Source organism: Burkholderia sp. ABCPW 111, assembly GCF_000773065.1.
In the GTDB taxonomy this organism is placed as follows: domain Bacteria; phylum Pseudomonadota; class Gammaproteobacteria; order Burkholderiales; family Burkholderiaceae; genus Burkholderia; species Burkholderia savannae.
The window spans coordinates 1-23,439 of record NZ_JPWT01000057.1; the positions used below are offsets into that span (position 1 = coordinate 1).

At 68.6% G+C, this 23,439-nt stretch carries 23 protein-coding genes and 1 riboswitch; of the genes, 20 read left to right on the forward strand and 3 right to left on the reverse strand.

The genetic code is table 11. The annotated features are described in order from the left end of the window. The 18 genes from X946_RS10035 to metF all read left to right on the forward strand — a co-directional run. On the forward strand, window positions 1-895 hold an 895-nt coding region (locus X946_RS10035), incomplete at its 5' end, for a methyl-accepting chemotaxis protein (RefSeq protein WP_038746566.1). A gap of 3 nt (window positions 896-898) precedes the next feature. Continuing rightward, window positions 899-1,846, forward strand: a complete 948-nt coding sequence (locus X946_RS10040) for a CheR family methyltransferase (RefSeq protein ID WP_038746569.1) — start codon at window positions 899-901, stop codon at window positions 1,844-1,846. Beyond that, on the forward strand, window positions 1,843-2,547 hold the full coding sequence (gene cheD, locus X946_RS10045; RefSeq protein ID WP_038746572.1) for a chemoreceptor glutamine deamidase CheD: 705 nt from the start codon (window positions 1,843-1,845) through the stop codon (window positions 2,545-2,547). Before X946_RS10040 ends, cheD begins: the two co-directional genes overlap by 4 nt. A 5-nt stretch (window positions 2,548-2,552) precedes the next feature. After that, window positions 2,553-3,647: a protein-glutamate methylesterase/protein-glutamine glutaminase gene (locus X946_RS10050; RefSeq protein ID WP_186448554.1), complete on the forward strand. Its 1,095-nt coding sequence runs from the start codon at window positions 2,553-2,555 to the stop codon at window positions 3,645-3,647. 46 nt (window positions 3,648-3,693) lie between these two features. Next, window positions 3,694-4,089, forward strand: coding sequence for a chemotaxis response regulator CheY (gene cheY, locus X946_RS10055; RefSeq protein ID WP_038746577.1), 396 nt, complete (start codon window positions 3,694-3,696; stop codon window positions 4,087-4,089). A 1-nt stretch (window position 4,090) separates the two neighbouring features. Next, a complete protein-coding gene (gene cheZ / locus X946_RS10060; protein ID WP_038746580.1) occupies window positions 4,091-4,819 on the forward strand; it encodes a protein phosphatase CheZ in 729 nt (242 codons plus the stop codon). 201 nt (window positions 4,820-5,020) lie between these two features. Beyond that, the gene (locus tag X946_RS10065; RefSeq protein WP_038746583.1) at window positions 5,021-5,527 is read left to right on the forward strand and encodes a DUF2844 domain-containing protein; all 507 of its coding nucleotides are present in this window, start codon (window positions 5,021-5,023) and stop codon (window positions 5,525-5,527) included. A gap of 22 nt (window positions 5,528-5,549) precedes the next feature. Then, a complete protein-coding gene (locus X946_RS10070; RefSeq protein ID WP_038746585.1) occupies window positions 5,550-6,866 on the forward strand; it encodes a DUF3443 domain-containing protein in 1,317 nt (438 codons plus the stop codon). Window positions 6,867-7,043: 177 nt separating this feature from the next. Continuing rightward, window positions 7,044-7,544: a VOC family protein gene (locus tag X946_RS10075; protein ID WP_038746588.1), complete on the forward strand. Its 501-nt coding sequence runs from the start codon at window positions 7,044-7,046 to the stop codon at window positions 7,542-7,544. A 140-nt stretch (window positions 7,545-7,684) separates the two neighbouring features. After that, window positions 7,685-7,930: a hypothetical protein gene (locus tag X946_RS10080; protein ID WP_038746591.1), complete on the forward strand. Its 246-nt coding sequence runs from the start codon at window positions 7,685-7,687 to the stop codon at window positions 7,928-7,930. Between the two features lie 318 nt (window positions 7,931-8,248). Then, window positions 8,249-9,454 carry a flagellar biosynthesis protein FlhB gene (gene flhB, locus X946_RS10085; RefSeq protein WP_038746749.1) on the forward strand — a complete coding sequence of 402 codons (1,206 nt, stop codon included), beginning with the start codon at window positions 8,249-8,251 and terminating at the stop codon, window positions 9,452-9,454. Beyond that, on the forward strand, window positions 9,451-11,553 hold the full coding sequence (gene flhA / locus X946_RS10090) for a flagellar biosynthesis protein FlhA (RefSeq protein ID WP_038746593.1): 2,103 nt from the start codon (window positions 9,451-9,453) through the stop codon (window positions 11,551-11,553). The genes flhB and flhA overlap by 4 nt, the downstream gene beginning before the upstream one ends. Beyond that, on the forward strand, window positions 11,550-13,250 hold the full coding sequence (gene flhF, locus X946_RS10095; protein WP_038746596.1) for a flagellar biosynthesis protein FlhF: 1,701 nt from the start codon (window positions 11,550-11,552) through the stop codon (window positions 13,248-13,250). Before flhA ends, flhF begins: the two co-directional genes overlap by 4 nt. Next, the gene (locus X946_RS10100; protein WP_038746599.1) at window positions 13,243-14,055 is read left to right on the forward strand and encodes a MinD/ParA family ATP-binding protein; all 813 of its coding nucleotides are present in this window, start codon (window positions 13,243-13,245) and stop codon (window positions 14,053-14,055) included. The genes flhF and X946_RS10100 overlap by 8 nt, the downstream gene beginning before the upstream one ends. Window positions 14,056-14,079: 24 nt before the next feature. Continuing rightward, window positions 14,080-14,811 carry an RNA polymerase sigma factor FliA gene (locus X946_RS10105; protein WP_038746602.1) on the forward strand — a complete coding sequence of 244 codons (732 nt, stop codon included), beginning with the start codon at window positions 14,080-14,082 and terminating at the stop codon, window positions 14,809-14,811. A 129-nt stretch (window positions 14,812-14,940) separates the two neighbouring features. Further along, window positions 14,941-15,080, forward strand: a riboswitch (S-adenosyl-L-homocysteine riboswitch). A gap of 34 nt (window positions 15,081-15,114) precedes the next feature. Then, entirely contained in the window at window positions 15,115-16,536 is a 1,422-nt protein-coding gene (gene ahcY, locus X946_RS10110) for an adenosylhomocysteinase (protein WP_038746605.1), read from the forward strand. A 163-nt stretch (window positions 16,537-16,699) separates the two neighbouring features. Then, window positions 16,700-17,053, forward strand: coding sequence for a phage holin family protein (locus X946_RS10115; RefSeq protein WP_038746608.1), 354 nt, complete (start codon window positions 16,700-16,702; stop codon window positions 17,051-17,053). Window positions 17,054-17,071: 18 nt separating this feature from the next. Next, window positions 17,072-17,902, forward strand: a complete 831-nt coding sequence (metF, locus tag X946_RS10120; RefSeq protein ID WP_038746611.1) for a methylenetetrahydrofolate reductase [NAD(P)H] — start codon at window positions 17,072-17,074, stop codon at window positions 17,900-17,902. 159 nt (window positions 17,903-18,061) lie between these two features. On the opposite strand, the gene X946_RS10125 is transcribed toward metF, so the two are convergent. Beyond that, window positions 18,062-19,552 carry an amidase gene (locus tag X946_RS10125; protein WP_038746614.1) on the reverse strand — a complete coding sequence of 497 codons (1,491 nt, stop codon included), beginning with the start codon at window positions 19,550-19,552 and terminating at the stop codon, window positions 18,062-18,064. Between the two features lie 99 nt (window positions 19,553-19,651). Next, complete coding sequence (locus X946_RS10130; RefSeq protein ID WP_038746617.1) at window positions 19,652-20,344, reverse strand: dienelactone hydrolase family protein; 693 nt, start codon at window positions 20,342-20,344, stop codon at window positions 19,652-19,654. A gap of 295 nt (window positions 20,345-20,639) precedes the next feature. Here X946_RS10130 and X946_RS10135 point away from each other — a divergent pair, with 295 nt between their 5' ends. Then, window positions 20,640-21,740: an NAD(P)H-dependent flavin oxidoreductase gene (locus X946_RS10135; protein ID WP_038746620.1), complete on the forward strand. Its 1,101-nt coding sequence runs from the start codon at window positions 20,640-20,642 to the stop codon at window positions 21,738-21,740. Window positions 21,741-22,001: 261 nt separating this feature from the next. On the opposite strand, the gene X946_RS35065 is transcribed toward X946_RS10135, so the two are convergent. Continuing rightward, window positions 22,002-22,184 carry a hypothetical protein gene (locus tag X946_RS35065; protein WP_156439874.1) on the reverse strand — a complete coding sequence of 61 codons (183 nt, stop codon included), beginning with the start codon at window positions 22,182-22,184 and terminating at the stop codon, window positions 22,002-22,004. Here X946_RS35065 and X946_RS10140 point away from each other — a divergent pair. Continuing rightward, window positions 22,183-23,325 (forward strand): branched-chain amino acid ABC transporter substrate-binding protein, encoded by a 1,143-nt coding sequence (locus X946_RS10140; RefSeq protein WP_038746623.1) that lies wholly within the window; start codon window positions 22,183-22,185, stop codon window positions 23,323-23,325. The genes X946_RS35065 and X946_RS10140 overlap by 2 nt on opposite strands. Window positions 23,326-23,439 lie beyond the last annotated feature (114 nt).

Below are 23,439 nucleotides of genomic sequence, written 5' to 3' on the forward strand. Positions count from 1 at the left end.
CGTCGAGGCGGCGCGCGCGGGCGAGCAGGGGCGCGGCTTCGCGGTGGTCGCGGGCGAGGTGCGCTCGCTCGCGCAGCGGAGCGCGACGGCCGCCAAGGAAATCAAGCAACTGATCGGCGACTCCGCGCACAAGGTGCAAAGCGGCTCGGCGCTCGTCGAGCGCGCGGGCGCGACGATGGCCGAGATCGTCCAGGCGGTGCGCCGCGTGACCGACATCATGGGCGAGATCAGCGCGGCGTCCGAAGAGCAGTCGACGGGCATCGTCCAGGTGAATCGCGCGGTGAGCCAGATGGACGCCGTCACGCAGCAGAACGCGGCGCTCGTCGAAGAAGCCGCCGCCGCCGCCGCGTCGCTCGAGGATCAGACGCGGCAGATGACGCAGATCGTGTCAGCGTGGCGCGTCGAGGGCGGGATTGCGTCCGCCGCGACGCCGGCTGCGTCGGCTTCGAGCGCACATGCGGGCGTGATTTCCGGCGCGACCGCGCCGGGCGCGCCGCGGGCCGCCGCATCCGCGTCGCGCGCGCCCGCCGCGAGCGCGGTCAGGACAACCGGCGCGGCCGGATCGTCGTCGGCTTCGGCCGCCGCCGCGCAGGCCGCCGCACACGGCGGGCGCACGGCGCACGGCGCGCCCGCCGCCGGGTCGCAAGCCGCGCCGCAAGCCGCGAAGACGTCTGCCGCCGCGCCGAAGTCGGCCGCATCGCCGGCGTCTTCCGCCTATGCACCGAAGCTCGCGAAGCCGGGCGCCGCCCCGCGCCCGACGACGGGCGCGGCCGGTGCCACGCAAGCCGCCGCCGCTTCCGCGTCCTCCCTCGCGCTCAAGCGCCCGGCGCTGTCGGGCGAGCCGAAGCCCGCGGTTGCCTCGGCGTCCTCCGACGACGACTGGGAAACCTTTTAAGCCATGATGCCCGCACGCGCCGCCTCTCGTTCCGACGCACTCGAACCGCAAGACCGGTTGGGCGACGCTGCGCGGGACTTCGAATTCACGTCCGCCGATTTCGCGAAGATTCGCGCGCTGATCCACCGGCGGGCGGGCATCTCGCTGTCCGAGCACAAGCGCGACATGGCGTATAGCCGCCTCGCGCGGCGCCTGCGCGCGCGCGGGCTCAACCGCTTCTGCGACTACCTCGAGCTGCTCGAGCGCGAAAACGATCCGGCCGAATGGGAAGCGTTCACGAATTCGCTGACGACGAACCTGACCGCGTTCTTTCGCGAATCGCACCACTTTCCGATCCTCGCCGAGTTCGTCAAGCGCCGGGAGCAGCCGGTGTCGGTATGGTGCTCGGCGGCGTCGACGGGCGAAGAGCCGTATTCGATCGCGATGACGCTCGTCGAGGCGCTCGGCGAATCGGCCGCGCGCTCGGCGAGCGTGCTCGCCACCGATCTCGACACGCAGGTGCTAGCGAAGGCCGAAGCGGGCGTCTACGCGTTCGAGCAGGTCAAGCACCTGTCGCCCGAGCGGCTCAAGCGCTTTTTCCTGAAGGGCACGGGCGCGCAGGCGGGCCGCGTGAAGGTGCGCCCCGAGCTGCGCGCGATGATCCGCTTCGCGCAGCTCAACCTGACCGACGCCGACTACGGTTTCACGAAGCCGTTCGACGCGATCTTCTGCCGCAACGTGATGATCTACTTCGACAAGCCGACTCAGGCGCAGGTGCTCTCGCGCTTCGAGCCGCTGATGAAGCCGGGCGGCCTGCTGTTCGCCGGCCATTCGGAGAACTTCACGTACGTGACGCAGGCATTCCATCTGCGCGGGCAGACCGTCTACGAACTGACGCGCGACGGGCATGGCGCCGCGCCGCGCGTGCGTTCGCGCATCGCCGCGGCGGCGGCCGAGGAGGAACTCCGATGAGCGGGCTGCCGATCGCGACCAATCATTATTTCGACGCGCACTTTCACCGCCGCGGCGTGAAGCTGCTGCCGAACGAGTTCTACACGACGCGCGAGGACATGGTGCTCGTCACCGTGCTCGGCTCGTGCGTCGCCGCGTGCCTGCACGATCCGATCGGGCGGATCGGCGGGATGAACCACTTCATGCTGCCGGACGACGGCGCGGACCCGTCCGCCGCCGCGTCCGAATCGATGCGCTACGGCGCCTACGCGATGGAAGTGCTGATCAACGAGCTCATCAAGGCGGGCGGCCGCCGCGAGCGCTTCGAGGCGAAGGTGTTCGGCGGCGCGGCCGTGCTCGCGGGAATGACGACGATCAACATCGGCGATCGCAACGCCGATTTCGTGCGCCGCTATCTCGCGCTCGAGCGCATCCGCATCACGGCCGAGGACTTGCAGGGCGTGCATCCGCGCAAGGTCGCGTTCATGCCGCACACGGGGCAGGCGATGGTCAAGAAGCTGCGCGTGCAGGCACCCGACGTCGCCGAGCGGGAAGCCGCGCTCGCGCGCGAGGCGACCGGTTCGCGCGGCGAGCGCGCCGCCCGCGCGCGTGCGCACGTCGAGCTGTTCGGCACGCCCGCGCCCAAGGCGGATGCGAAGCCTCGCATCGAATTGTTCGGTACGCGGGCCGCGTCGCCCGCCACAAGAAAGCAGGAGGCTTGAACGCTGTGCAGAAGAAAATCAAAGTGCTGTGCGTCGACGATTCGGCGCTGATCCGCAGCCTGATGACCGAAATCATCAATAGCCAGCCCGACATGGAGGTGTGCGCGACGGCGCCCGATCCGCTCGTCGCGCGCGAGCTGATCAAGCAGCACAACCCGGACGTGCTGACGCTCGACGTCGAAATGCCGCGAATGGACGGCCTCGACTTCCTCGAGAAGCTGATGCGCCTGCGGCCGATGCCGGTCGTGATGGTGTCGTCGCTGACCGAGCGCGGCTCGGAAATCACGCTGCGCGCGCTCGAGCTCGGCGCGGTCGACTTCGTCACGAAGCCGCGCGTCGGGATTCGCGACGGGATGCTCGAATACGCGGAAAAACTCGCCGACAAGGTGCGCGCGGCGTCGCGCGCGCGCGTGCGGCAGAATCCGCAGCCGCACGCGGCCGCGGCGGCGGCCGCGCACGGCCCCGTCGGCGCTGCCGCGCCGCTCATCAACAATCCGCTCGTCAGCACCGAGAAGCTGATCATCGTCGGCGCGTCCACGGGCGGCACCGAGGCGATCCGCGAAGTGCTGACGCCGCTGCCGCCCGATGCGCCCGCCGTGCTGATCGCGCAGCACATGCCGCCCGGCTTCACGCGCTCGTTCGCGCAGCGCCTGAACGGCCTGTGCCGGATCTCGGTGAAGGAGGCGGAACACGGCGAGCGCGTGCTGCCGGGCCACGCGTACATCGCGCCCGGCCACGCGCACCTGCTGCTCGCGCGAAGCGGCGCGAACTACATCGCGCACCTGTCGGACGAGCCGCCCGTGAACCGCCACCGCCCGTCGGTCGACGTGCTGTTCCGCTCGGCCGCGCAGCACGCGGGCAAGAACGCGCTCGGCGTGATCCTGACCGGAATGGGCCGCGACGGCGCGGCCGGGCTGCTTGAAATGAAAAAGGCGGGCGCATATACGTTCGCGCAGGACGAGGCGAGCTGCGTCGTGTTCGGGATGCCCCGCGAGGCGATTGCGATGGGTGGCGTCGACGACGTCGCGCCCCTTTCCGACATGAGTCGCCGTATCATGGCGCGCCTCGCGTCGATGGGCGACCGCGTGCAGCGCGTGTAACCTAGGCGCCACCGTTACAGCACACGAATCTGGAAAGGAACAGACGATGGACAAGAGCATGAAGATTCTGGTGGTGGACGATTTTCCGACGATGCGTCGGATCGTCCGCAACTTGTTGAAGGAGCTGGGCTATTCGAACGTCGACGAAGCGGAGGACGGCCTGGCCGGCCTGGCGCGGCTGCGCGGCGGCGGCTACGACTTCGTGATCTCCGACTGGAACATGCCGAACCTCGACGGGCTCGCGATGTTGAAGGAGATCCGCGCGGACGCGGCGCTCACGCATCTGCCCGTGCTGATGGTCACGGCCGAGTCGAAGAAGGAGAACATCATCGCGGCCGCGCAGGCGGGCGCGAGCGGCTACGTCGTGAAGCCGTTCACCGCGGCGACCCTCGACGAGAAGCTCAACAAGATTCTGGAAAAGATGGCGAAAGCGGGGAGCTGACGTGAACGAGCCGATCCATGCGGCGCTTGCCGGCGCGAGTGCCGACGAACGCCTTGCCGACGCCGCCGACCTGGCGAGCGACCGTATTCTTGCGCGCATCGGCCAGCTGACGCGCACGCTGCGCGATTCGATGCGCGAGCTGGGTCTCGACAAGCACGTCGAGAAGGCGGCGGAAGTCGTGCCGGATGCACGCGACCGGCTCCGTTACGTCGTCGCGATGACCGAGCAGGCGGCCGAGCGCGTGCTGACCGCGATCGAAATCGCCAAGCCCGTGCAGGAGCGCTTGCAGCAAGACGCCGCGGCGCTCGACGCGCGCTGGGCGAAGTGGTACGAGTCGCCGATCGAGCGCGTGGAAGTGCGCGGCCTGATGGACGACACGCGCGCGTTCCTGCGCGCGCTGCCGGACGCCACGGGCGCGACCAACGCGCAGTTGCTCGAGATCATGCTCGCGCAGGACTTCCAGGATCTGACGGGCCAGGTGATCAAGAAGATCATGGACATGGTCTATCTGATCGAGCAGCAGTTGCTGAACGTGCTGGTCGAGAACATCGCGCCCGAGCGGCGCGAGCAGTTCGCCGCGACGGCCGCCGCGCTCGCCGCCGAGCAGGCGAGCGGCGCGATGACGCCGGAATCGCTGCTGAATGGGCCGCAAATCAATCCGGAAGGAAAGGCCGACGTTGTTCAGGATCAGGCGCAAGTCGACGATTTGTTGGCAAGTCTCGGATTTTGAACCGAAATGTTTTGCAATGATTGAATATTATCGAGACTAATGCCGATAGGTTTTTGACATAGGCGGCAGGCATACTACGCTCCTGGTCTGCAGGCTCTCGAGGGCTTTCTTTTCGCTTTCGATTGTCGATAATGAGCGGCGTGCGGCGCGCAGCACGCCACGCCGCCCGGCATGCAGAGCCTGAATTCGAGGAGGAATGGAGTGAGATCGAGTCGATTTCGCCGGATCGCCGCGACGGCGGCCGGCTTCATGTGCGCGTGGCTTGCCGCCGCGCCCGTCCACGCGGGCCTCGGCGGCGCGCCGATGACGCCGCCCGCGGCGGATACCGCAGCGACGGTGCGGTCGATGCAGCGCAGCATCCGCGCGGCGGGCGGCGCGCCGGCGGCCGCCGTCGGCTACACCGTGCGCGAAACGACGCTCGGCTCGGGCACCGTCGTGCGCGAATACATTTCGACGTCGGGCGCCGTGTTCGCGCTGTCGTGGCAAGGCCCCGTCGCGCCGAACCTCTCCGATCTGCTCGGCGGCTATTTCCCGCAATACGAAGCGGGCGTGAAGGCGTCCCATGCCGCGCGCGGGCCGCGCGCGCCGGCCGCGATCGACACGAGCGGGCTCGTCGTCCACACGGGCGGCCACATGGGCTCGTATTCCGGTCAGGCGTGGCTGCCGCAGGCGCTGCCGGCCGGCTTCTCCACCAACGACATCCAGTGATCGCGCCGGGAGGGGACAGATCTTGCGCTTCCAACACACTCTGACTCGCTGGCTCGGCGCGCTGAGCCTCGCCGCGGCCACGGTCGCGCTCGTCGCCGCGTGCGGCGGCGGGGGCGACGGCGGCTCGAATGCGTCCGTGAACACGGGCTCGGGCGGCGGCAACACGTCCGCGGGCGGCGGTTCGAACGGCGGTTCGGGCGGTTCAGGCGGCTCGGGCAGCTCGGGCAGCACGCCGCTCGCGTCGAACCAGGCCGCGATCACCGTCAGCACGGGCGTCGCGACCGTCGTCAACATGCCGACCGTCGACGTGACGATCTGCGCGCCCGGCACCTCGACGTGCCAGACGATCAACAACGTGCTCGTCGACACCGCGTCGTACGGGCTGCGGATCGTCAACACCGCCGCGTCGAACGTGCTCGGCAGCCTGCCCATTTCGACCGTGAGCAGCGGCGCGCTCGTCGAGTGCGGCAAGTTCGTGACGAGCTACACATGGGGCACGGTGCGCACCGCCGACGTGAAGATCGCCGGCGAGCAGGCGAGCTCGCTGCCGGTCCAGGTCATCGGCGATCTCGGCTCGTCCGGCGTGCCGACGTCGTGCTCGAACGGCAATTCGTCGTCGAACACCGCGGCCGACCTGGGCGCGAACGGCATCCTCGGAATCGGGCCCGCGCCGTACGACTGCGGCACGAACTGCGCGACGTCGACGCTCTACAGCAACTACTACGCGTGCCCGAACGGCAACACGAGCTGCCAGGTGACGACGGTGCCGCTCGCGCAGCAGGTAGCGAACCCGGTGCCGCGCTTTGCGACCGACAACAACGGCGTGATCGTCGCGATGAATCCGCCGTCGGGCGGCAACGCGACCGGCACGCTGACGTTCGGCATCAACACGCAGGCGAACAACGCGCTGCCGTCGAGCGCGACGGTGCTCACGTCGACCACCGCGGGCGACCTGACGGGCACGCTGCTCGGCCGCGCGGTCAGCACCGTGTTCTTCGATACCGGATCGAACGCGTACTTCTTCGATACGGGCGGCAGCACGGCGGTCCGACTGCCCGTGTGCAGCAACAATTCGTCGTTCTACTGCCCGACGACGGGCACGCAAACCACGACGCCCACTGTCGTCGGTCTGAACGGCGCGCAGGCGTCGCCGTCGATTTCGATCGACAATGCGAACTCGCTGTTCTCCACGTACCGCTCGGCCGTGCCGAACCTGGGCGGCCCGTTCGGCGACACGCGGGTGCTCGACTTCGGCCTGCCGCATTTCTTCGGCAAGACGCTGTACTTCGGGATGGACCTGCGCGGCAGCGGCGGTCCGGCCCCTTACGTCGCGTTCTGACGCGACTGGCGCGCGGGCGGTTTTTCCGGACGCCCGCGCCGCGAACCCACCCCAAAAGGGCGCGAGAAATCGCGCCCTTTTTGCTTTCCGGCTACGGAAGCCGCGCCGCCGCCCGAGCCGCGAGCGCCTATCATCGTTACGTTGTTCCGCCGAGGAAGACAGACGAGGAGACACGTCATGACGGCACGCATGCAGCGCATCACCCCCTTCCTGTGGTTCGACGGCAACGCGGAGGAAGCGGCCACGTTCTACGTATCGGTGTTCGACGACGCGAAGATCACGCATGTCGCCCGCTACGACAAGGAGGGCGCGAACGCGTCCGGGCAAGGCGAGGGCGCGGTGATGACGGTCGCGTTCGAGCTCGACGGCCAGCGCTTCGTCGCGCTGAACGGCGGGCCCGTGTTCCGGTTCAACCCGGCCGTGTCGTTCGTCGTGAACTGCACGACGCAGGACGAGATCGACCATTACTGGCACCGGCTGTCCGAAGGCGGCGACGCGAGCGCGCAGCAGTGCGGCTGGCTCAAGGACCGCTTCGGGCTGTCGTGGCAGATCGTGCCCGTGCAGTTGCAGGCGCTGCTGACGGGCGACGATCCGGCGAAGGCGTCGCGCACGATGCAGGCGCTGATGCAGATGAAGAAGATCGACCTTGCGGCGCTGCAGCGTGCGGCGGCCGGCTGAGCGGCCGATCGGCCGGATGCCGTTCGCGCTGCCGACGCGCGTACGCAGCTCGTCGCAGAGGCCGACGCCGCGAAGTCGGCCGCCGCGCCGCCATGGGCGGACGCGTTCGCGGGCCGGCGCCGACTCGACGCCGTGACGCCGTGACGCCGCGCGCGACGAACCCGAAGGATCACGCGGAGCGCGTCGGCCTGTACGAAGGCGCGCCTTGCGGGCTGTCGCCCGCCGCGCGGCCCGATCGGCGGTTTCCGCACGTGTTTGCGCACGCGACGCCGATCGACGGGCCGCACCTCGCCGGCCAGACGACATACCCGGGCTTCGGCGTCGTGATGCCGATGCCGCCGGGCGTGTTCGCCGCCGGCGTGCTCGCGTCGCGCGCGTTGCACTGACCACGGCGCGGACGGCGCAACGCCGCCTCCAGCGACGACGGCCGCGGCAGCCGGGCGGCGCGCGCCCGCGCGTCGGCCGCGATTGCACGTTCGGCGCGAGCACACGTTCGCCGCGCGCGCCGATCAAGCGCCGCATTCGTGATTCGCCCGCGATCCCACCCCAAAAACCGGCGATCGCCGCTTCGTCCGCCCCGTGCAACCGATTCCGAGAAATACCCCGGTTTCCCCGCTTTCCTCGACCGATCGCCCGTTGACCGCCGCGGGAATAATCGGTGTCACTGGAAAGCGGCATCCCGCCGCGCCCACATGGAGGCCCGCGTGGCAGAGGACAGCGATCTCGACCGGACAGAAGCCGCCACTCCCAAGCGCCGCGAGAAGGCGCGCGAGGAGGGGCAGGTCGCGCGCTCGCGCGAGCTGGCTTCGTTCGCGCTGCTGTCGGCGGGTTTCTACGGCGCGTGGCTGCTGTCGGGCCCGATCGGCGAGCACCTGCGCACGATGCTGCGCACGGCGTTCTCGTTCGATCGCGCGACCGCGTTCGACACGAACCGGATGCTGTCGCATGCGGGCGGCCTGAGCCTCGAGGGGCTCTACGCGCTGTTGCCCGTGCTCGCGCTGACGGGCGTCGCGGCGCTCGCCGCGCCGATGGCGCTCGGCGGCTGGCTCGTGTCGACGAAGACGTTCGAGCTGAAGTTCGAGCGCCTGAATCCGATCACGGGTCTCGGCCGCATTTTCTCGATTCAAGGCCCGATCCAGCTCGGGATGTCGATCGCGAAGACGCTCGTCGTCGGCGGGATCGGCGGCATCGCGATCTGGCGCAGCAAGGACGAGCTGCTCGGCCTCGCGACGCAGCCGCTCGACGCCGCGCTCGCCGATGCGCTGCATCTCGTCGCCGTGTGCTGCGCAATGACGGTCGCGGGGATGCTGGTCGTCGCGAGCCTCGACGTGCCGTACCAACTCTGGCAGTACAACAAGAAGCTGCGCATGACGAAGGAAGAAGTGAAGCGCGAACACCGCGAAAACGAAGGCGATCCGCACGTGAAGGGCAGGATTCGCCAGCAGCAGCGCGCGATGGCGCGCCGCCGGATGATGGCGAGCGTGCCGACGGCCGACGTCGTCGTCACGAACCCGACGCACTTCGCGGTCGCGCTCAAGTACACGGACGGCGAGATGCGCGCGCCGAAGGTCGTCGCGAAGGGCGTGAACCTCGTCGCCGCGCGGATTCGCGAGCTCGCCGCCGAACACCATGTGCCGCTGCTCGAAGCGCCGCCGCTCGCGCGCGCGCTCTATCACAACGTCGATCTCGAGCGCGAGATTCCCGGCACGCTGTACTCGGCCGTCGCCGAAGTGCTCGCGTGGGTTTATCAGCTGAAGCGCTTTCACGCCGAAGGCGGGCCCGCGCCCGAAACGCCCGTCGATCTCGACGTGCCCGCCGAGCTCGACAAGGGCGCGCAAGTCGCGCCGGAAGACGAGCAGGAAGAGGCGCACGACGTGCTTGGCCGTCACGCCGCCGGAGGCGCCGCATGAACATGCCGGCCGCCCTTCTCGGCAAGCGCTCGCAGCTCTTCGCGGGCTCGAACCTGCGAGCGCTCGCGGGCCCGATCCTCATCTGCATGATTCTCGGGATGATGATCCTGCCGCTGCCGCCGCTGCTGCTCGATCTGTTCTTCACGTTCAACATCGCGCTGTCGGTGATGGTGCTGCTCGTCAGCATGTACACGATGAAGCCGCTCGACTTCGCGGCGTTCCCGAGCGTGCTCCTGTTCTCGACGCTGCTGCGGCTGTCGCTGAACGTCGCGTCGACGCGCGTCGTGCTGCTCGAGGGCCACACGGGCCCGGACGCGGCCGGCCAGGTGATCGAGGCGTTCGGCCACTTCCTCGTCGGCGGCAATTTCGCGGTCGGCATCGTCGTGTTCGTGATCCTGATGATCATCAATTTCATGGTGATCACGAAGGGCGCGGGGCGGATCGCCGAAGTGTCCGCGCGCTTCACGCTCGACGCGATGCCCGGCAAGCAGATGGCGATCGACGCCGACCTGAACGCCGGCCTTATCAACGAAGAGCAGGCGAAGAAGCGCCGCCAGGCGGTCGCGCAGGAGGCGGAGTTCTACGGGTCGATGGACGGCGCGTCGAAGTTCGTGCGCGGCGACGCGATCGCGGGCCTCATCATCATGGCGATCAACGTGATCGGCGGCCTCATCGTCGGGATGGTGCAGCACGACATGACGTTCGCGGCGGCCGGCACTAACTACACGCTGCTCACGATCGGCGACGGCCTCGTCGCGCAGATCCCGTCGCTCGTGATCTCGACCGCGGCGGGCGTGATCGTGTCGCGCGTCGCGACCGACGAGGACATCGGCACGCAAATCACGACGCAGCTCTTCACGAACCCGCGCGTGCTGATGATCACGGGCTCGATCATCGTGCTGATGGGTCTCATCCCGAACATGCCGCACTTCGCGTTTCTGCTGCTCGGCGCAGGCGCGATCTGGCTGTCGCGGACGATGGCCAAGCGCGAGGCCGCGAAGAAGGCGGCGGGCATGGTCGCCGAGATCGCGCCGCCTGCTGCGCTGCCCGCCGATAGCCACGAAGCGACATGGGAAGACGTCACGCTCATCGATCCGCTCGGCCTCGAAGTCGGCTATCGGCTGATCCCGCTCGTCGACAAAAGCGCCGACGGCGAGCTGCTCAAGCGGATCAAGAGCATCCGCAAGAAGTTCGCGCAGGAAATCGGCTTCCTGCCGCCCGTCATTCATATCCGCGACAACCTCGAGCTGCGCCCGAACGCCTACCGGATCGCGCTGAAGGGCGTCGAGGTCGGCACGGGCGAGGCGTATCCGGGCCAGTGGCTCGCGATCAATCCGGGCCAGGTGACGGCCGCGCTGCCGGGCGCGCCGACGCAGGACCCCGCGTTCGGGCTGCCCGCCGTGTGGATCGACACGGCGCTGCGCGAGCAGGCGCAGGTGTACGGCTACACGGTCGTCGACGCGAGCACCGTCGTGGCGACGCACCTCAATCATCTCGTCGTCCAGCATGCGGCCGAACTGCTCGGCAGGCAGGAAGTGCAGGCGCTCATCGAGCGGACCGGCAAGGACGCGCCGTCGCTCGTCGAGGACCTCGTGCCGAAGACGATCTCGCTCACGACGCTGCAAAAGGTGCTGCAGAACCTGCTCGACGAAGGCGTGCCGATTCGCGACATGCGCACGATCGTCGAGGCCGTGTCCGAGCAGGCGGGCCGCATCACCGATCCGTACGAGCTCACGGCCGCCGTGCGCCTCGCGCTCGGCCGCGCGATCACCCAGCAGTGGTATCCGGGCGCGGGCGAGATGCAGGTGATGGGGCTCGACGCGAATCTCGAGCGCGTGCTGTCGCAGGCGCTCGCCACGAATGCGAATCCGGGCCTCGAGCCGGGCCTCGCGCACGCGCTGCTGATCGGCACGCAAGACGCGATGCTGCGCCAACAGAACATGGGGCTGCCGCCCGTGCTGCTCGTCCAGCACGCGCTGCGCGCGATGCTCGCGCGCTTCCTGCGGCGCAGCCTGCCGCAATTGAAAGTGCTGTCCTACGCCGAAGTGCCGGACACGCGCACGATCAAGGTCGTTAACGTCATCGGGGGTACCGCTTGAACATTCGCAAATTCATTGGCCCGACGAGCCGCGACGCCCTGCGCCTCGTGCGCGAGGCGATGGGCGCCGACGCGGCGGTACTGTCCAACCGGACGCTCGACGACGGCCGCGTCGAGATCGTCGCGCTGCCCGCCGCCGAGCTCGCCGAAATCTCGACGCGCCGCGCGGCGGCGGACGCCGCGCACGGCGCGGCCCAGCCGCAGGCGCAAGCGCCGCGTCAGCCCGCGTCTTCGTTGTCGACGTTCGCGTCGCCCGCCGCATCGGTGGTCGTGCCGACCACCGCGTCGGCCGCGCGCTCGGCCGCGAACCCCTACGCATCGGGCGGTCTTCCCGACGTGTTTTCGTCGGTGTTCGGCGCGAGCGTCGACGCTTCCGGCGACGACGCTCGGCCCGCCGTCGCGCCACCGCCGGCCGCCCAGCCGCCCGCCGCGCCGTCCGAGCCCGCGCCGTGGCTCGTCGAGCACGCGAAGCGGCTGACGAAGCAGCACGAAGAGCTCGTTGCGCGGCCGCGCGCCGCCGCGGCGGCTGCGCAGGCGCCGCGCGAGCGCGCCGCCGCGGACGAGCCGCCCGAATGGGCGCGCGACATCGTGCGCAACGTCTCGCGCCGGCTGCCGGCCGATGATGCGGCGGCGGCCAAGCCGGCGCCGCGCTTGCCGGAAGACACCGCGGCCGTCGTCGCGGACGCGGTGAAGGCGCGCATCGAGCGCATCGTCAACGACACGGTGATGCAGGAGCTCGGCTCGCTGCGCGAGCTGATGGAAGAGCAGTTCGCGGGCCTGATGTGGAACGAGCGCCAGCGCCGCAATCCGGTGCACGGCGCGCTGACGAAATACCTGTTCGCGGCGGGCTTTTCCGCGCAGCTCGTGCGGATGGTCGTCGACAACCTGCCGGAGGGCGCCGGCTACGACACGCTCGACGCGGCGGCCGAGTGGGCGCATTCGGTGCTCGCGGCGAACCTGCCCGTGCTCGACAGCGAAGACGCGCTGATGGAGCGCGGCGGCGTGTTCGCGCTGATGGGCCCGACGGGCGTCGGCAAGACGACGACGACCGCGAAGCTCGCCGCGCGCTGCGTGATGCGCTTCGGCGCGAGCAAGGTCGCGCTGCTCACGACGGACAGTTACCGGATCGGCGGCCACGAGCAGCTGCGCATCTTCGGCAAGATCCTCGGCGTGCCGGTGCACGCGGTGAAGGACGGCGGCGATCTGCAGCTCGCGCTTGCCGAGCTGCGCAACAAGCACATGGTGCTGATCGACACGATCGGCATGAGCCAGCGCGACCGCACGGTGTCCGACCAGATCGCGATGCTGCACGGCGCGGACACGCCGGTGCAGCGCCTGCTGCTGCTGAACGCGACGAGCCACGGCGACACGCTGAACGAAGTCGTGCAGGCGTACCGCAGCGCGGCGGGCCACCCCGATCTCGCGGGCTGCATCCTGACGAAGCTCGACGAGGCGAGCAACCTCGGCGGCGCGCTCGACACGGTGATCCGCTACAAGCTGCCGGTGCACTACGTGTCGACCGGCCAGAAGGTGCCCGAGAACCTGTACGTCGCGACGAAGAAATTCCTGCTGAAGAGCGCGTTCTGCGCGCCGCGCGAGGATTCCCCGTTCGTGCCGCACGACGACGATCTGCCGGCGATGCTGTCCGCGTTGAGCACGCGCGCCGGCAACGAACTGCACGAGGTCCGCTTTGGATAAGCGCATCACCGACCAGGCCGAAGGATTGCGGCGCCTGCTCGCCGGACGCGCGTCGCGCGTCGTCGCGGTGACGGGCGGACCCTCGGGCGTCGGCTGCACGTCGACGGTCGCGAACCTCGCCGCGGCGCTCACCGCGCTCGGCAAGGACGTGCTCGTCGTCGACGAGCGCGCGAACGTCCGCTCGATCTCGGCGACGCTGTGCGGCTCATGGCTGCGCGACGGCGAGCCGGTGCGTCACGAGCTCGGATTCTCGATATGCGGGGCGTCGCGGCTCGCGCGCGGCGGCTACAGCGACGCGCAGATCGAGGCGCTCGGCGACGGCGCGGCGGACATCGTGCTGATCGACGCGCAGCTCGACGCGAACGGCGCGCTCTCCGGGCTCGCGCGCGACGCGCACGACGTGCTCGTCGTCACGCGCGTGTCGGCGTCGGCGATCACCGAGGCGTACGCGTGCATGAAGCGGCTGCACTACGCACACGCGCTCGCGCAGTTCCGCGTGCTGACGAATCACGTGCAGAGCGCGGCCGACGCGAAGGCCGCGTACGAGAACCTCGCGGGCGTCGCGAGCCGCTATCTGCGGGTGTCGCTGTCGAACGCGGGGTGCGTCGCGGCCGATCCGCTGATCGAGCGCGCGCGCGGGCTCGCGCACACGGTGGTGGACGCGTTTGCGTCGGCGGCGGCGGCGCGCGATTACCGGCAGATCGCCGCCGATCTGCTGTATTGGCCGATGCGCCCCGGTTCTGGCGTCGGCCGGGTCCGGACGGGAAGTTCGGCGTTTGAACGAGGCGCGGCTCATGCCGCCTGAACGCCACGACGAAGAGAGGGCACGATGTACAACGCTCAAGGCAAGATTTCCCAGGACGAAGTGCTGACGCAATATGCGCCGCTCGTGCGTCGTCTCGGCCTGCAGCTCGTCGCGAAGATGCCGGCGAGCGTGGATCTCGACGACCTGATCCAGGCCGGCATGATCGGCCTGCTCGACGCGGCGAGCCGCTACAAGGAAGACCAGGGCGCGCAGTTCGAGACTTACGCGACGCAGCGGATTCGCGGCGCGATGCTCGACGAGCTGCGCAGCAACGACTGGCTGCCGCGCAGCCTGCGCAAGACGTCGCGCGAGGTCGAGCACGCGGTGCACCAGGTCGAGCAGCGGCTCGGCCGCGCGGCGAACGAGACGGAGATCGCCGAGCACCTGCAGATGCCGCTCGGCGAATTTCAGTCGATGCTGCAGGATCTGCACGGCAGCCAGCTCGTCTACTACGAGGATTTCGACCGCTCGGCCGACGACGAGCCGTTCCTCGACCGCTACCGCGCCGACCACGCCGATCCGCTGTCCGCGCTGCTCGACGAGCATCTGCGCAGCGCGCTCGTCGACGCGATCGAGCACCTGCCGGAGCGCGAGAAGCTGCTGATGTCGCTGTACTACGAGCGCGGGCTGAACCTGCGCGAGATCGGCGCGGTGCTCGAGGTGAGCGAATCGCGCGTGTGCCAGCTGCACAGCCAGGCGGTCGCGCGGCTGCGCGCGAAGCTGCGCGAGCTGGCGTGGGTCGGCACGGAGAGCTGAGCCGGCCGGGCAGCGACGGGCGCAGTGCACGGGAAGCGCGCGCGCGTCGGCGAGGCCGGCAAAATGCCGCGCGAGCGCTCCGCTTGCACGATAGGAAAATTTCGTCTCGATTTGCTACAATCCCACCTCGTTTCCGAGGAGCGTTGCGACGGGCCCCGCCCGCCAGGCTCGGAAAGGGTCAACCGAGCGGTGTGTCGGCGCAGCATCGTCGCGTAGCGGCGATCGTTCCCGCCGATGACGCCCGCTTACTTGAACGGCGCTCACGTCACAATTTTCTAGAACTTTTTTAGAAAGGAGGGCGTGATGAACGCCGCTGTCATCGATTCCAATTCCGCACAAGATTACGTCGTCGCCGATATCGCGCTTGCCGGCTGGGGCCGCAAGGAGCTGAACATCGCCGAGACCGAAATGCCCGGCCTCGTGCAGATCCGCGACGAATACAAGGCGCAGCAGCCGCTCGCGGGCGCGCGCATCGCCGGTTCGCTGCACATGACGATCCAGACGGGCGTGCTGATCGAGACGCTGAAGGCGCTCGGCGCGGACGTGCGCTGGGCGTCGTGCAACATCTTCTCGACGCAGGATCACGCGGCCGCCGCGATCGTCGAGGCCGGCACGCCCGTCTTCGCGTTCAAGGGCGAATCGCTCGACGAATACTGGGAGTTCTCGCACCGCATCTTCGAATGGCCGAACGGCGAGTTCGCGAACATGATCCTCGACGACGGCGGCGACGCCACGCTGCTGCTGATCCTCGGCTCGAAGGCCGAGAAGGATCGCTCGGTGATCGCCAAGCCGACCAACGAGGAAGAAGTCGCGCTCTTCAAGTCGATCGCGCGCCACCTCGAAATCGACGGCAGCTGGTACTCGAAGCGCCTCGCGCACATCAAGGGCGTGACCGAAGAAACCACGACGGGCGTGCACCGCCTGTACCAGATGGAAAAGGACGGCCGCCTGCCGTTCCCGGCGTTCAACGTGAACGATTCGGTGACGAAGTCGAAGTTCGACAACCTGTATGGCTGCCGCGAGTCGCTCGTCGACGGCATCAAGCGCGCGACCGACGTGATGATCGCGGGCAAGATCGCGCTCGTCGCGGGCTACGGCGACGTGGGCAAGGGCTGCGCGCAATCGCTGCGCGGCCTCGGCGCGACCGTGTGGGTCACCGAAATCGATCCGATCTGCGCGCTGCAGGCGGCGATGGAAGGCTACCGCGTCGTGACGATGGAATACGCGGCCGACAAGGCCGACATCTTCGTGACGGCGACCGGCAACTACCACGTGATCGGCCACGATCACATGAAGGCGATGCGCCACAACGCGATCGTCTGCAACATCGGCCACTTCGACTCGGAAATCGACGTCGCGTCGACCCGCCAGTACCAGTGGGAAAACATCAAGCCGCAGGTCGACCACATCATCTTCCCGGACGGCAAGCGCGTGATCCTGCTGGCCGAAGGCCGCCTCGTGAACCTCGGCTGCGCGACCGGCCACCCGTCGTTCGTGATGTCGAACTCGTTCACGAACCAGACGCTCGCGCAGATCGAACTGTTCACGCGCGGCGGCGAGTACGGCAACAAGGTGTACGTGCTGCCCAAGCACCTCGACGAGAAGGTCGCGCGCCTGCACCTCGCGCGCATCGGCGCGCAGCTCTCCGAGCTGTCCGACGATCAGGCGGCCTACATCGGCGTGCCGAAGGCGGGCCCGTTCAAGCCGGATCACTATCGTTACTGATATCTTGATCCGTACCCGGCGCGCGGGCGCCGGGCGGCCGCCCGCCTGACGTCCGCCGCGCGCGGCGCGCCGGCGGGAACAATCCGCCGCCCGGCGCGCCGCACGTTCTCATCTTCCGGGGCGGCCGCGCACGGCCGGATCGTCAACGCAGAAGGAGCAACACATGACCGTCATCCTGACCTGGATCATCAACGCGCTCGCGCTCTTGATCATCACGTACCTCGTACCGTCGATCCACATCAAGAGCTTCGGCACGGCGCTCATCGTCGCGGTCGTGCTGGGCCTCATCAACGCGGTGCTCCGGCCGATCCTGATCCTGCTCACGCTGCCCGTGACGATCGTCACGCTCGGCCTGTTCATCCTCGTCGTGAACGCACTGTGCTTCTGGTTCGCGGCGTCGCTGCTGAAGGGCTTCGAAGTGTCGGGATTCTGGTCTGCGTTCTTCGGTTCGATCCTGTACAGCATCGTGTCGTGGCTGCTGTCCGCCCTGATCTTCGGTCAGCGCAACATCGGCTGACGGGGTGACACCTGAATCATGAACCCGATCGAACTTTCCTTTGAATTCTTTCCGCCGAAGACGGCGGAAGGCGTCGACAAGCTGCGCGCGACGCGCGCGCAACTCGCGCCGCTGAAGCCGAAATTCGTGTCCGTCACGTTCGGCGCGGGCGGCTCGACGCAGCAAGGCACGCTCGACACCGTGCTCGACATGCAGAAGGCGGGGCTCGAAGCCGCGCCGCACCTGTCGTGCATCGGCTCGTCGAAGGACAGCCTGCGCGCGATTCTCGATCAGTACCGCTCGCACGGCATTCGCCACATCGTCGCGCTGCGCGGCGATCTGCCGTCCGGCATGGGCGAGGTGGGCGAGCTGCGCTATGCGTCGGAACTCGTCAGCTTCATCCGCGCCGAGCACGGCGACTGGTTCCACATCGAAGTCGCCGCGTATCCGGAATACCACCCGCAAGCCCGTTCGCCGAAGGCCGATCTCGAGAATTTCGCGCGCAAGGTGAAGGCGGGCGCGAACGCCGCGATCACGCAGTACTTCTACAATGCCGACGCGTATTTCCGTTTCGTCGAAGACGCGGCGAAGCTCGGCGTCGACGTGCCGATCGTGCCCGGCATCATGCCGATCACGAACTTCTCGCAGCTGATGCGCTTTTCCGAGATGTGCGGCGCGGAAGTGCCGCGCTGGATCGCGCGCCGGCTCGAGAGCTTCGGCGACGACAAGGATTCGATTCGCGCGTTCGGCGCGGACGTCGTCACGGGGCTTTGCCGGCGGCTCATCGACGCGGGCGTGCCCGGCCTGCACTTCTACACGCTGAACGGCGCGGCGGCGACGAAGATCGTCTGCGAGCGGCTGGGGCTCTGAGCCGGCCGGCGCGCGAGCCGCGCATCGGCCAGTACGACGAGGCGAAACCTTCGGGTTTCGCCTCTTTTTTTGCGCGAAACCGCGTGAGCGGCCAGGCGGAAGCGGCTGGCGCGGCGCACGGCATGTGGCGCGCAGCCGCCGTTGCGCCGGCCGCGCGGCTCACCCGTGCGCGCGCACGAGCGGCGGCCGCTTGTCGAACCACGGGCGCGCGAGCTCGAGCTGGCGCGCGAGCGTGAAGAGGCGCGCGTCGTCGCCGTGCCGCGCGACGAACTGAACGCCGACCGGCAACCCGCGCGGCGTCCAGTGCAGCGGCACCGACATCGCCGGCTGGCCGGTCAGGTTGAAAAGCTCCGTGCAGCCCGCCCACGAGAACGCCTTCTCCGACACCTCCGCGAGCATGCGCTTGAGCAGCGGTTTCATCGGCAGTACGCCGAGCAGCTCCATCTGCCGCGTCTCGAACGGCGTCGGCTGCATTTCGCCGATCTTGATCGGCGGCGCGGCGAGCGTCGCGCACAGGATCACGTCGTAGCGCGACACGAGGCCCGCGACGCGCGCGGTGATCTGCCGCTGCAGCTCGAGCGCGTGCGGCAGCCGCTCGCGCGCGAGCCGACGGCCGACCTGCGCTATCGCCCACGTCGCCGGCTCGAATTCGGCGCGCTCGGGCTTGCGTCCCGTGATGTTCTGCGCGCCGAGCACGAGCTCGGCGGCAATCGCGGCCCAGATCGTCAGGAATACTTCGCTGATCTGCGCGAAGTCGAGATTCAGCGAGGTCGGCTCGACGTTGTGCCCGAGCGACGCGGCGAGCGATGCGGCGCCGTCGAGCGCGTCGCGCACGTCGGCGGACAGCGCCGGCGCGAGCATCGGGTCCGTCACATAGCCGATCTTCAGCGAAGGCGGCGGCGCGTCGAGCGCGCCGAGATACGTGCCGGGCGCGCCGGCGCCGTCGAAGCGGCCGGGCGCGGCGCGCCCGGTGGTGATGTCGAGGAGGAGCGCGCTGTCGCGCACGCTGCGCGAGACCGCGTGCTCGACGACGATCTCGCCCGGCACCGGCCACGGCGAGAGCGCCGGATCGCGCGACGGCTTGAAGCCGAACAGGCCGCAGCACGACGCGGGAATCCGGATCGAGCCGCCGCCGTCGGACGCGTGCGCGAGCGGCACGATGCCTGCTGCGACGGCCGCCGCCGCGCCGCCGCTCGAGCCGCCCGGCGTGTGATCGAGGTTCCACGGGTTGCGGCATACGCCGAACAGCGCGGACTCGGTGTACGGCATCTGCCCGAGCTCGGACGTGTTGGTCTTGCCGAAGATGTTGAGCCCGGCCGCTTTCGTCCGCGCGATGAGCGGCGAATCGTCGGCCGGCACGTAATGGCGATAGTGGCGGCTGCCGAGCGACAGCGGCAGCCCGCCCACCGCGGAGCCGAGATCCTTGACGAGATACGGCACGCCGGCGAGCGGCCCGTCGAGCGCGCCGCTCGCGGCACGCTCGCGCGCGGCCGCGTAGTCGTTCAGCACGATCGCGTTGAGCGCCGGATTGAGCGCTTGCGCGCGGCCGATCGCGGCATCGAGCAGCTCGCGGGCGCTGACCTCGCGCTGCGCGACGAGCCGCGCGAGCCCGATTGCGTCGTGAGACAGGTAGTCGGACTGCACAGTCATCCCCCGTGGTGACGAGCGGCGAACGATTCGGAATTCGAAAGCGGTGGCACGGCGGCGCGCGCCCGCGCGGAAGGCGCGGGCGCGGCGATTGCATGCAGCTTACAGGTGTTCGGCGAGGAAAGTCAGCGTGCGCCCGTGCGCGAGCGCCGCCGCGCGCTGATCGTACGACGCGCGGTCCGAACAGTTGAAGCCGTGCTGCGCGTCCGGATACAGGTGGAATTCCGCGTTCGGGCGGCCGGCGAACGCGGCCTTCACCTTGTCGACCGCGTCGGGCGGAATCGACTGGTCGTGGCCCGCGTAATGAAAGAGGATCGGCTGCGCGACCTTCGCCGCGACGTCGACGTGATTCTGGATGCCGCCGCCGTAATACGCGACCGCGGCGTCGACCTGCTGCTGCGCCGCGGCGAGATACGCGAGGCGGCCGCCGAAACAGTAGCCGATCGCGGCGAGTTTGCCCGCGACCTCGGGCCGCGCGCGCAGCGCGGCCGCGGCCGCGCCGATGTCGGCGACCGCCTGCGCGACGTCGGTCTTCTGCAGCAGCTCGATGCCCTTGTCGCGGTCCGCGCCCTCGTAGCCGAGCTCGACGCGCGGTTGCGTGCGCCAGAACACGTCGGGCGCGAGCGCGACGTAGCCGTCGGCCGCGTACTGATCGGCGACCGAGCGGATATGGCCGTTGACGCCGAAGATCTCCTGAATGATGACGACGGCCGGGCCCTTGCCGCGCTTGGGCAGCGCGAGGTAGCCGCCGAACGTGTCGTTGCCTGCGGGGATGTCGATCCATTGCGAAGCCATGCTGATCTCCTGGCAAAGCAAGACCCGTGAAGGTCCTGACGGTGAATGTGGAAGCGGCGCCCAGTGTGCCACCAAACCCGCGTCGCTGCAGTGCCGCGAAACGTCCGGGCGATGCGCGCGGCCGGCGCGTCCGTCGCGTCGATCGGGCCCGCGGAGCCTTCTCGCCGCGCGATCGGATCGATCTGGATTATTCATTTTTCAGGGGCCGTGCGCGCGGGTACAGTCGGTGCGTCGATCGTTCGATTCCGCCGGTCTTTCGCATGACCGCATCCCTGCATCCATTCGAGGATTCGCCATGATTTCCCGCATCGCCCCGACTCCGTTCGCCGCCCGTTTCGACTTGCGCCTGCCGCTCGTGCAGGCGCCGATGGTCGGCGCGACGACGCCCGCGCTCGTCGCGGCCGCGTGCAACGCCGGCGCGCTCGGCAGCCTGGGCGGCGCGTCGTTCGCGCCCGACAGGCTCGCCGCCGAGATCGCCGCGGTGCGCGCGGCGACGAGCCGCCCGTTCGCCGTGAACCTGTTCGCGTTGCCCGACGCGCATCCCGACGACGCGGCCGTGCGTCGTGCGCTCGATGCGATCGATCCGCTGCGCGCGCGCTTCGGGCTGCCGCCCGGCGCACCGCCCGCGCGCTACGCGCCTGATTTCCGGGCGCAGCTCGATGTGCTCGTCGACGCGCGCGTGCCGGTCGCGAGCTTCACGTTCGGCGTGCTCGACAAGGAAGACGTCGCGCGGTTGCAGGCCGCGGGCACGTACGTGATCGGCACCGCGACGCATGTCGCCGAAGGCCTCGCGTGGCAGGCGGCGGGCGCCGACGCGATCAGCGCGCAGGGGGCGGAGGCGGGCGGGCATCGCGGCACGTTCATCGGCCCGGCCGAAGACGCGCTCGTCGGCACGATGGCGCTCGTGCCGCAGCTCGTCGACGCGACAGGCCTGCCGGTGCTCGCGGCGGGCGGCATCATGGACGGGCGCGGGATCGCCGCGGCGCTCGCGCTCGGCGCGCAGGCCGCGCAGCTCGGCACCGCGTTTCTCACCTGCGCGGAAAGCGCGATCCCGGCGTGCTGGAAGGCGCGCCTCATCGCGAGCGACGACACGTCGACGTCCGTCACGCGCGCGATCACGGGCCGCCATGCGCGCGGCATCCGCAACGCACTGATGGCGCGGCTGACCGAGCGACTCGATTCGGTCGCGCCGTATCCGGTGCAGAACGCGCTGACGCAGGAACTGCGGCAAGCCGCCGCGCGCGCGGGCGATGCCGATTATCTGTCGCTGTGGTCCGGCCAGGGCGCGCCGCTCGGCAAGCATCGCGATGCGGCGCAAACGGTCGCGCAGTTGATCGACGCGCTCGATTCCGAATGGCGAGCGACGCTTTCTCGCCACAGTATTTCGGTTGCCTGACGAATTGGCCGGCGCGACAAAACGCACGCCGGCCGCATTGTCGATACGCTCTGTTCACCGAATTATTTCAATTGGAAGACATTGATTGAAAACATGATTGAAATCGCTTTCCCAATCATTAATCGAGTCTTTCATTTCTTCATCTGAATTGGCGGAAACCCTTATGTTTCGGGGGTTTGCGGCTGGTCAGGCCAGGTTTGCCGCAACTGCGACATCGGTAGTCATCCCAGTTCTCTAAAAACATCCCACTAATTAATTTGATCACCTACACTTGCGCGCAAGCACGTGAAGGCCGCCCCGCATGCGGTGCATCGCGCGCTTGATTGGTGCAGGTGAATAAACCAATGCAGCCGGCGAATCGTCCAGTGATTTTTTGTCGAACACGAGGATCGGTGCGGGGCGTCGGTGAAGGTGTTTTTTCGGATTGAAACTGGAGACTTCCATGAATATCAAGATGCAAAAGCTGCTGCCGATCAGCGCGGCGGCTATGCTGATGGCTGCAGCCGCCACGAACGCTGCCGCCGACCAGGTCATCAAGATCGGCCATGTTGCACCGCTGACGGGCGGGATCGCCCACCTCGGTAAGGACAACGAAAATGGCGCGCGCCTCGCGGTTGAAGAGATCAATGCGAAGGGTCTCACGATCGGCGGCCAGAAGATCACGCTCCAGCTCGACGCACAGGACGACGCGGCCGACCCGCGCCAGGCGACGCAAGTCGCGCAGAAGCTCGTCGACGACAAGGTCGCCGCAGTCGTCGGCCACCTGAATTCGGGCACGTCGATCCCGGCGTCGAAGATCTACAGCGACGCGGGCATCGTGCAGATCTCGCCGTCGGCGACGAATCCGGCTTACACGCAGCAAGGCTTCAAGACGACGTACCGCGTCGTCGCGACCGACGCGCAGCAAGGCCCGGCGCTCGCGAACTATGCGCACTCGAAGGGCATCAAGAGCGTCGCGGTGGTCGACGATTCGACGGCGTACGGCCAGGGTCTCGCGAACGAATTCGAGAAGAAGGCGAAGGCGCTCGGCCTGAAGGTGCTGTCGCACGACGCGACGAACGACAAGGCGGTCGATTTCCGCGCGATCCTGACGAAGATCAAGGGTGAGAATCCGGACGCCGTGATGTACGGCGGCATGGACGCGACGGGCGGCCCGTTCGCGAAGCAGGCGAAGCAGCTCGGCCTGCGCTCGAAGATCCTCGCGGGCGACGGCGTCTGCACGGAAAAGCTGTCCGACCTGGCGGGCGATGCGACCGACAACGTCGTGTGCTCGGAAGCGGGTGCGTCGCTCGAGAAGATGCCGGGCGGTGGGGCGTTCAAGGCGAAGTACGAGAAGCGCTTCGGCCAGCCGATCCAGATCTATGCGCCGTTCACGTATGACGCGGTGTACATCATCGTCGACGCGATGAAGCGCGCGAACTCGACCGATCCGGCGAAGATTCTCGCCGTGATGCCGAAGACGAACTACACGGGCGTGATCGGCACGACGACCTTCGATTCGAAGGGCGACCTGCAGCACGGCGTGATTTCGCTGTACGACTACAAGAACGGCAAGAAGACGTTCCTGGACGAAGTCAAGATGTAATCGTTGGCGCGGCCGACGGAGGGGGCGAGGCGCGCATGCCGGAAGGCGTGCGCGCCTTGTTTTTTTCGACGCGAAGAAGGCGGGCGAGCGGCTCGGGCCGCCGAACGCCGGGCG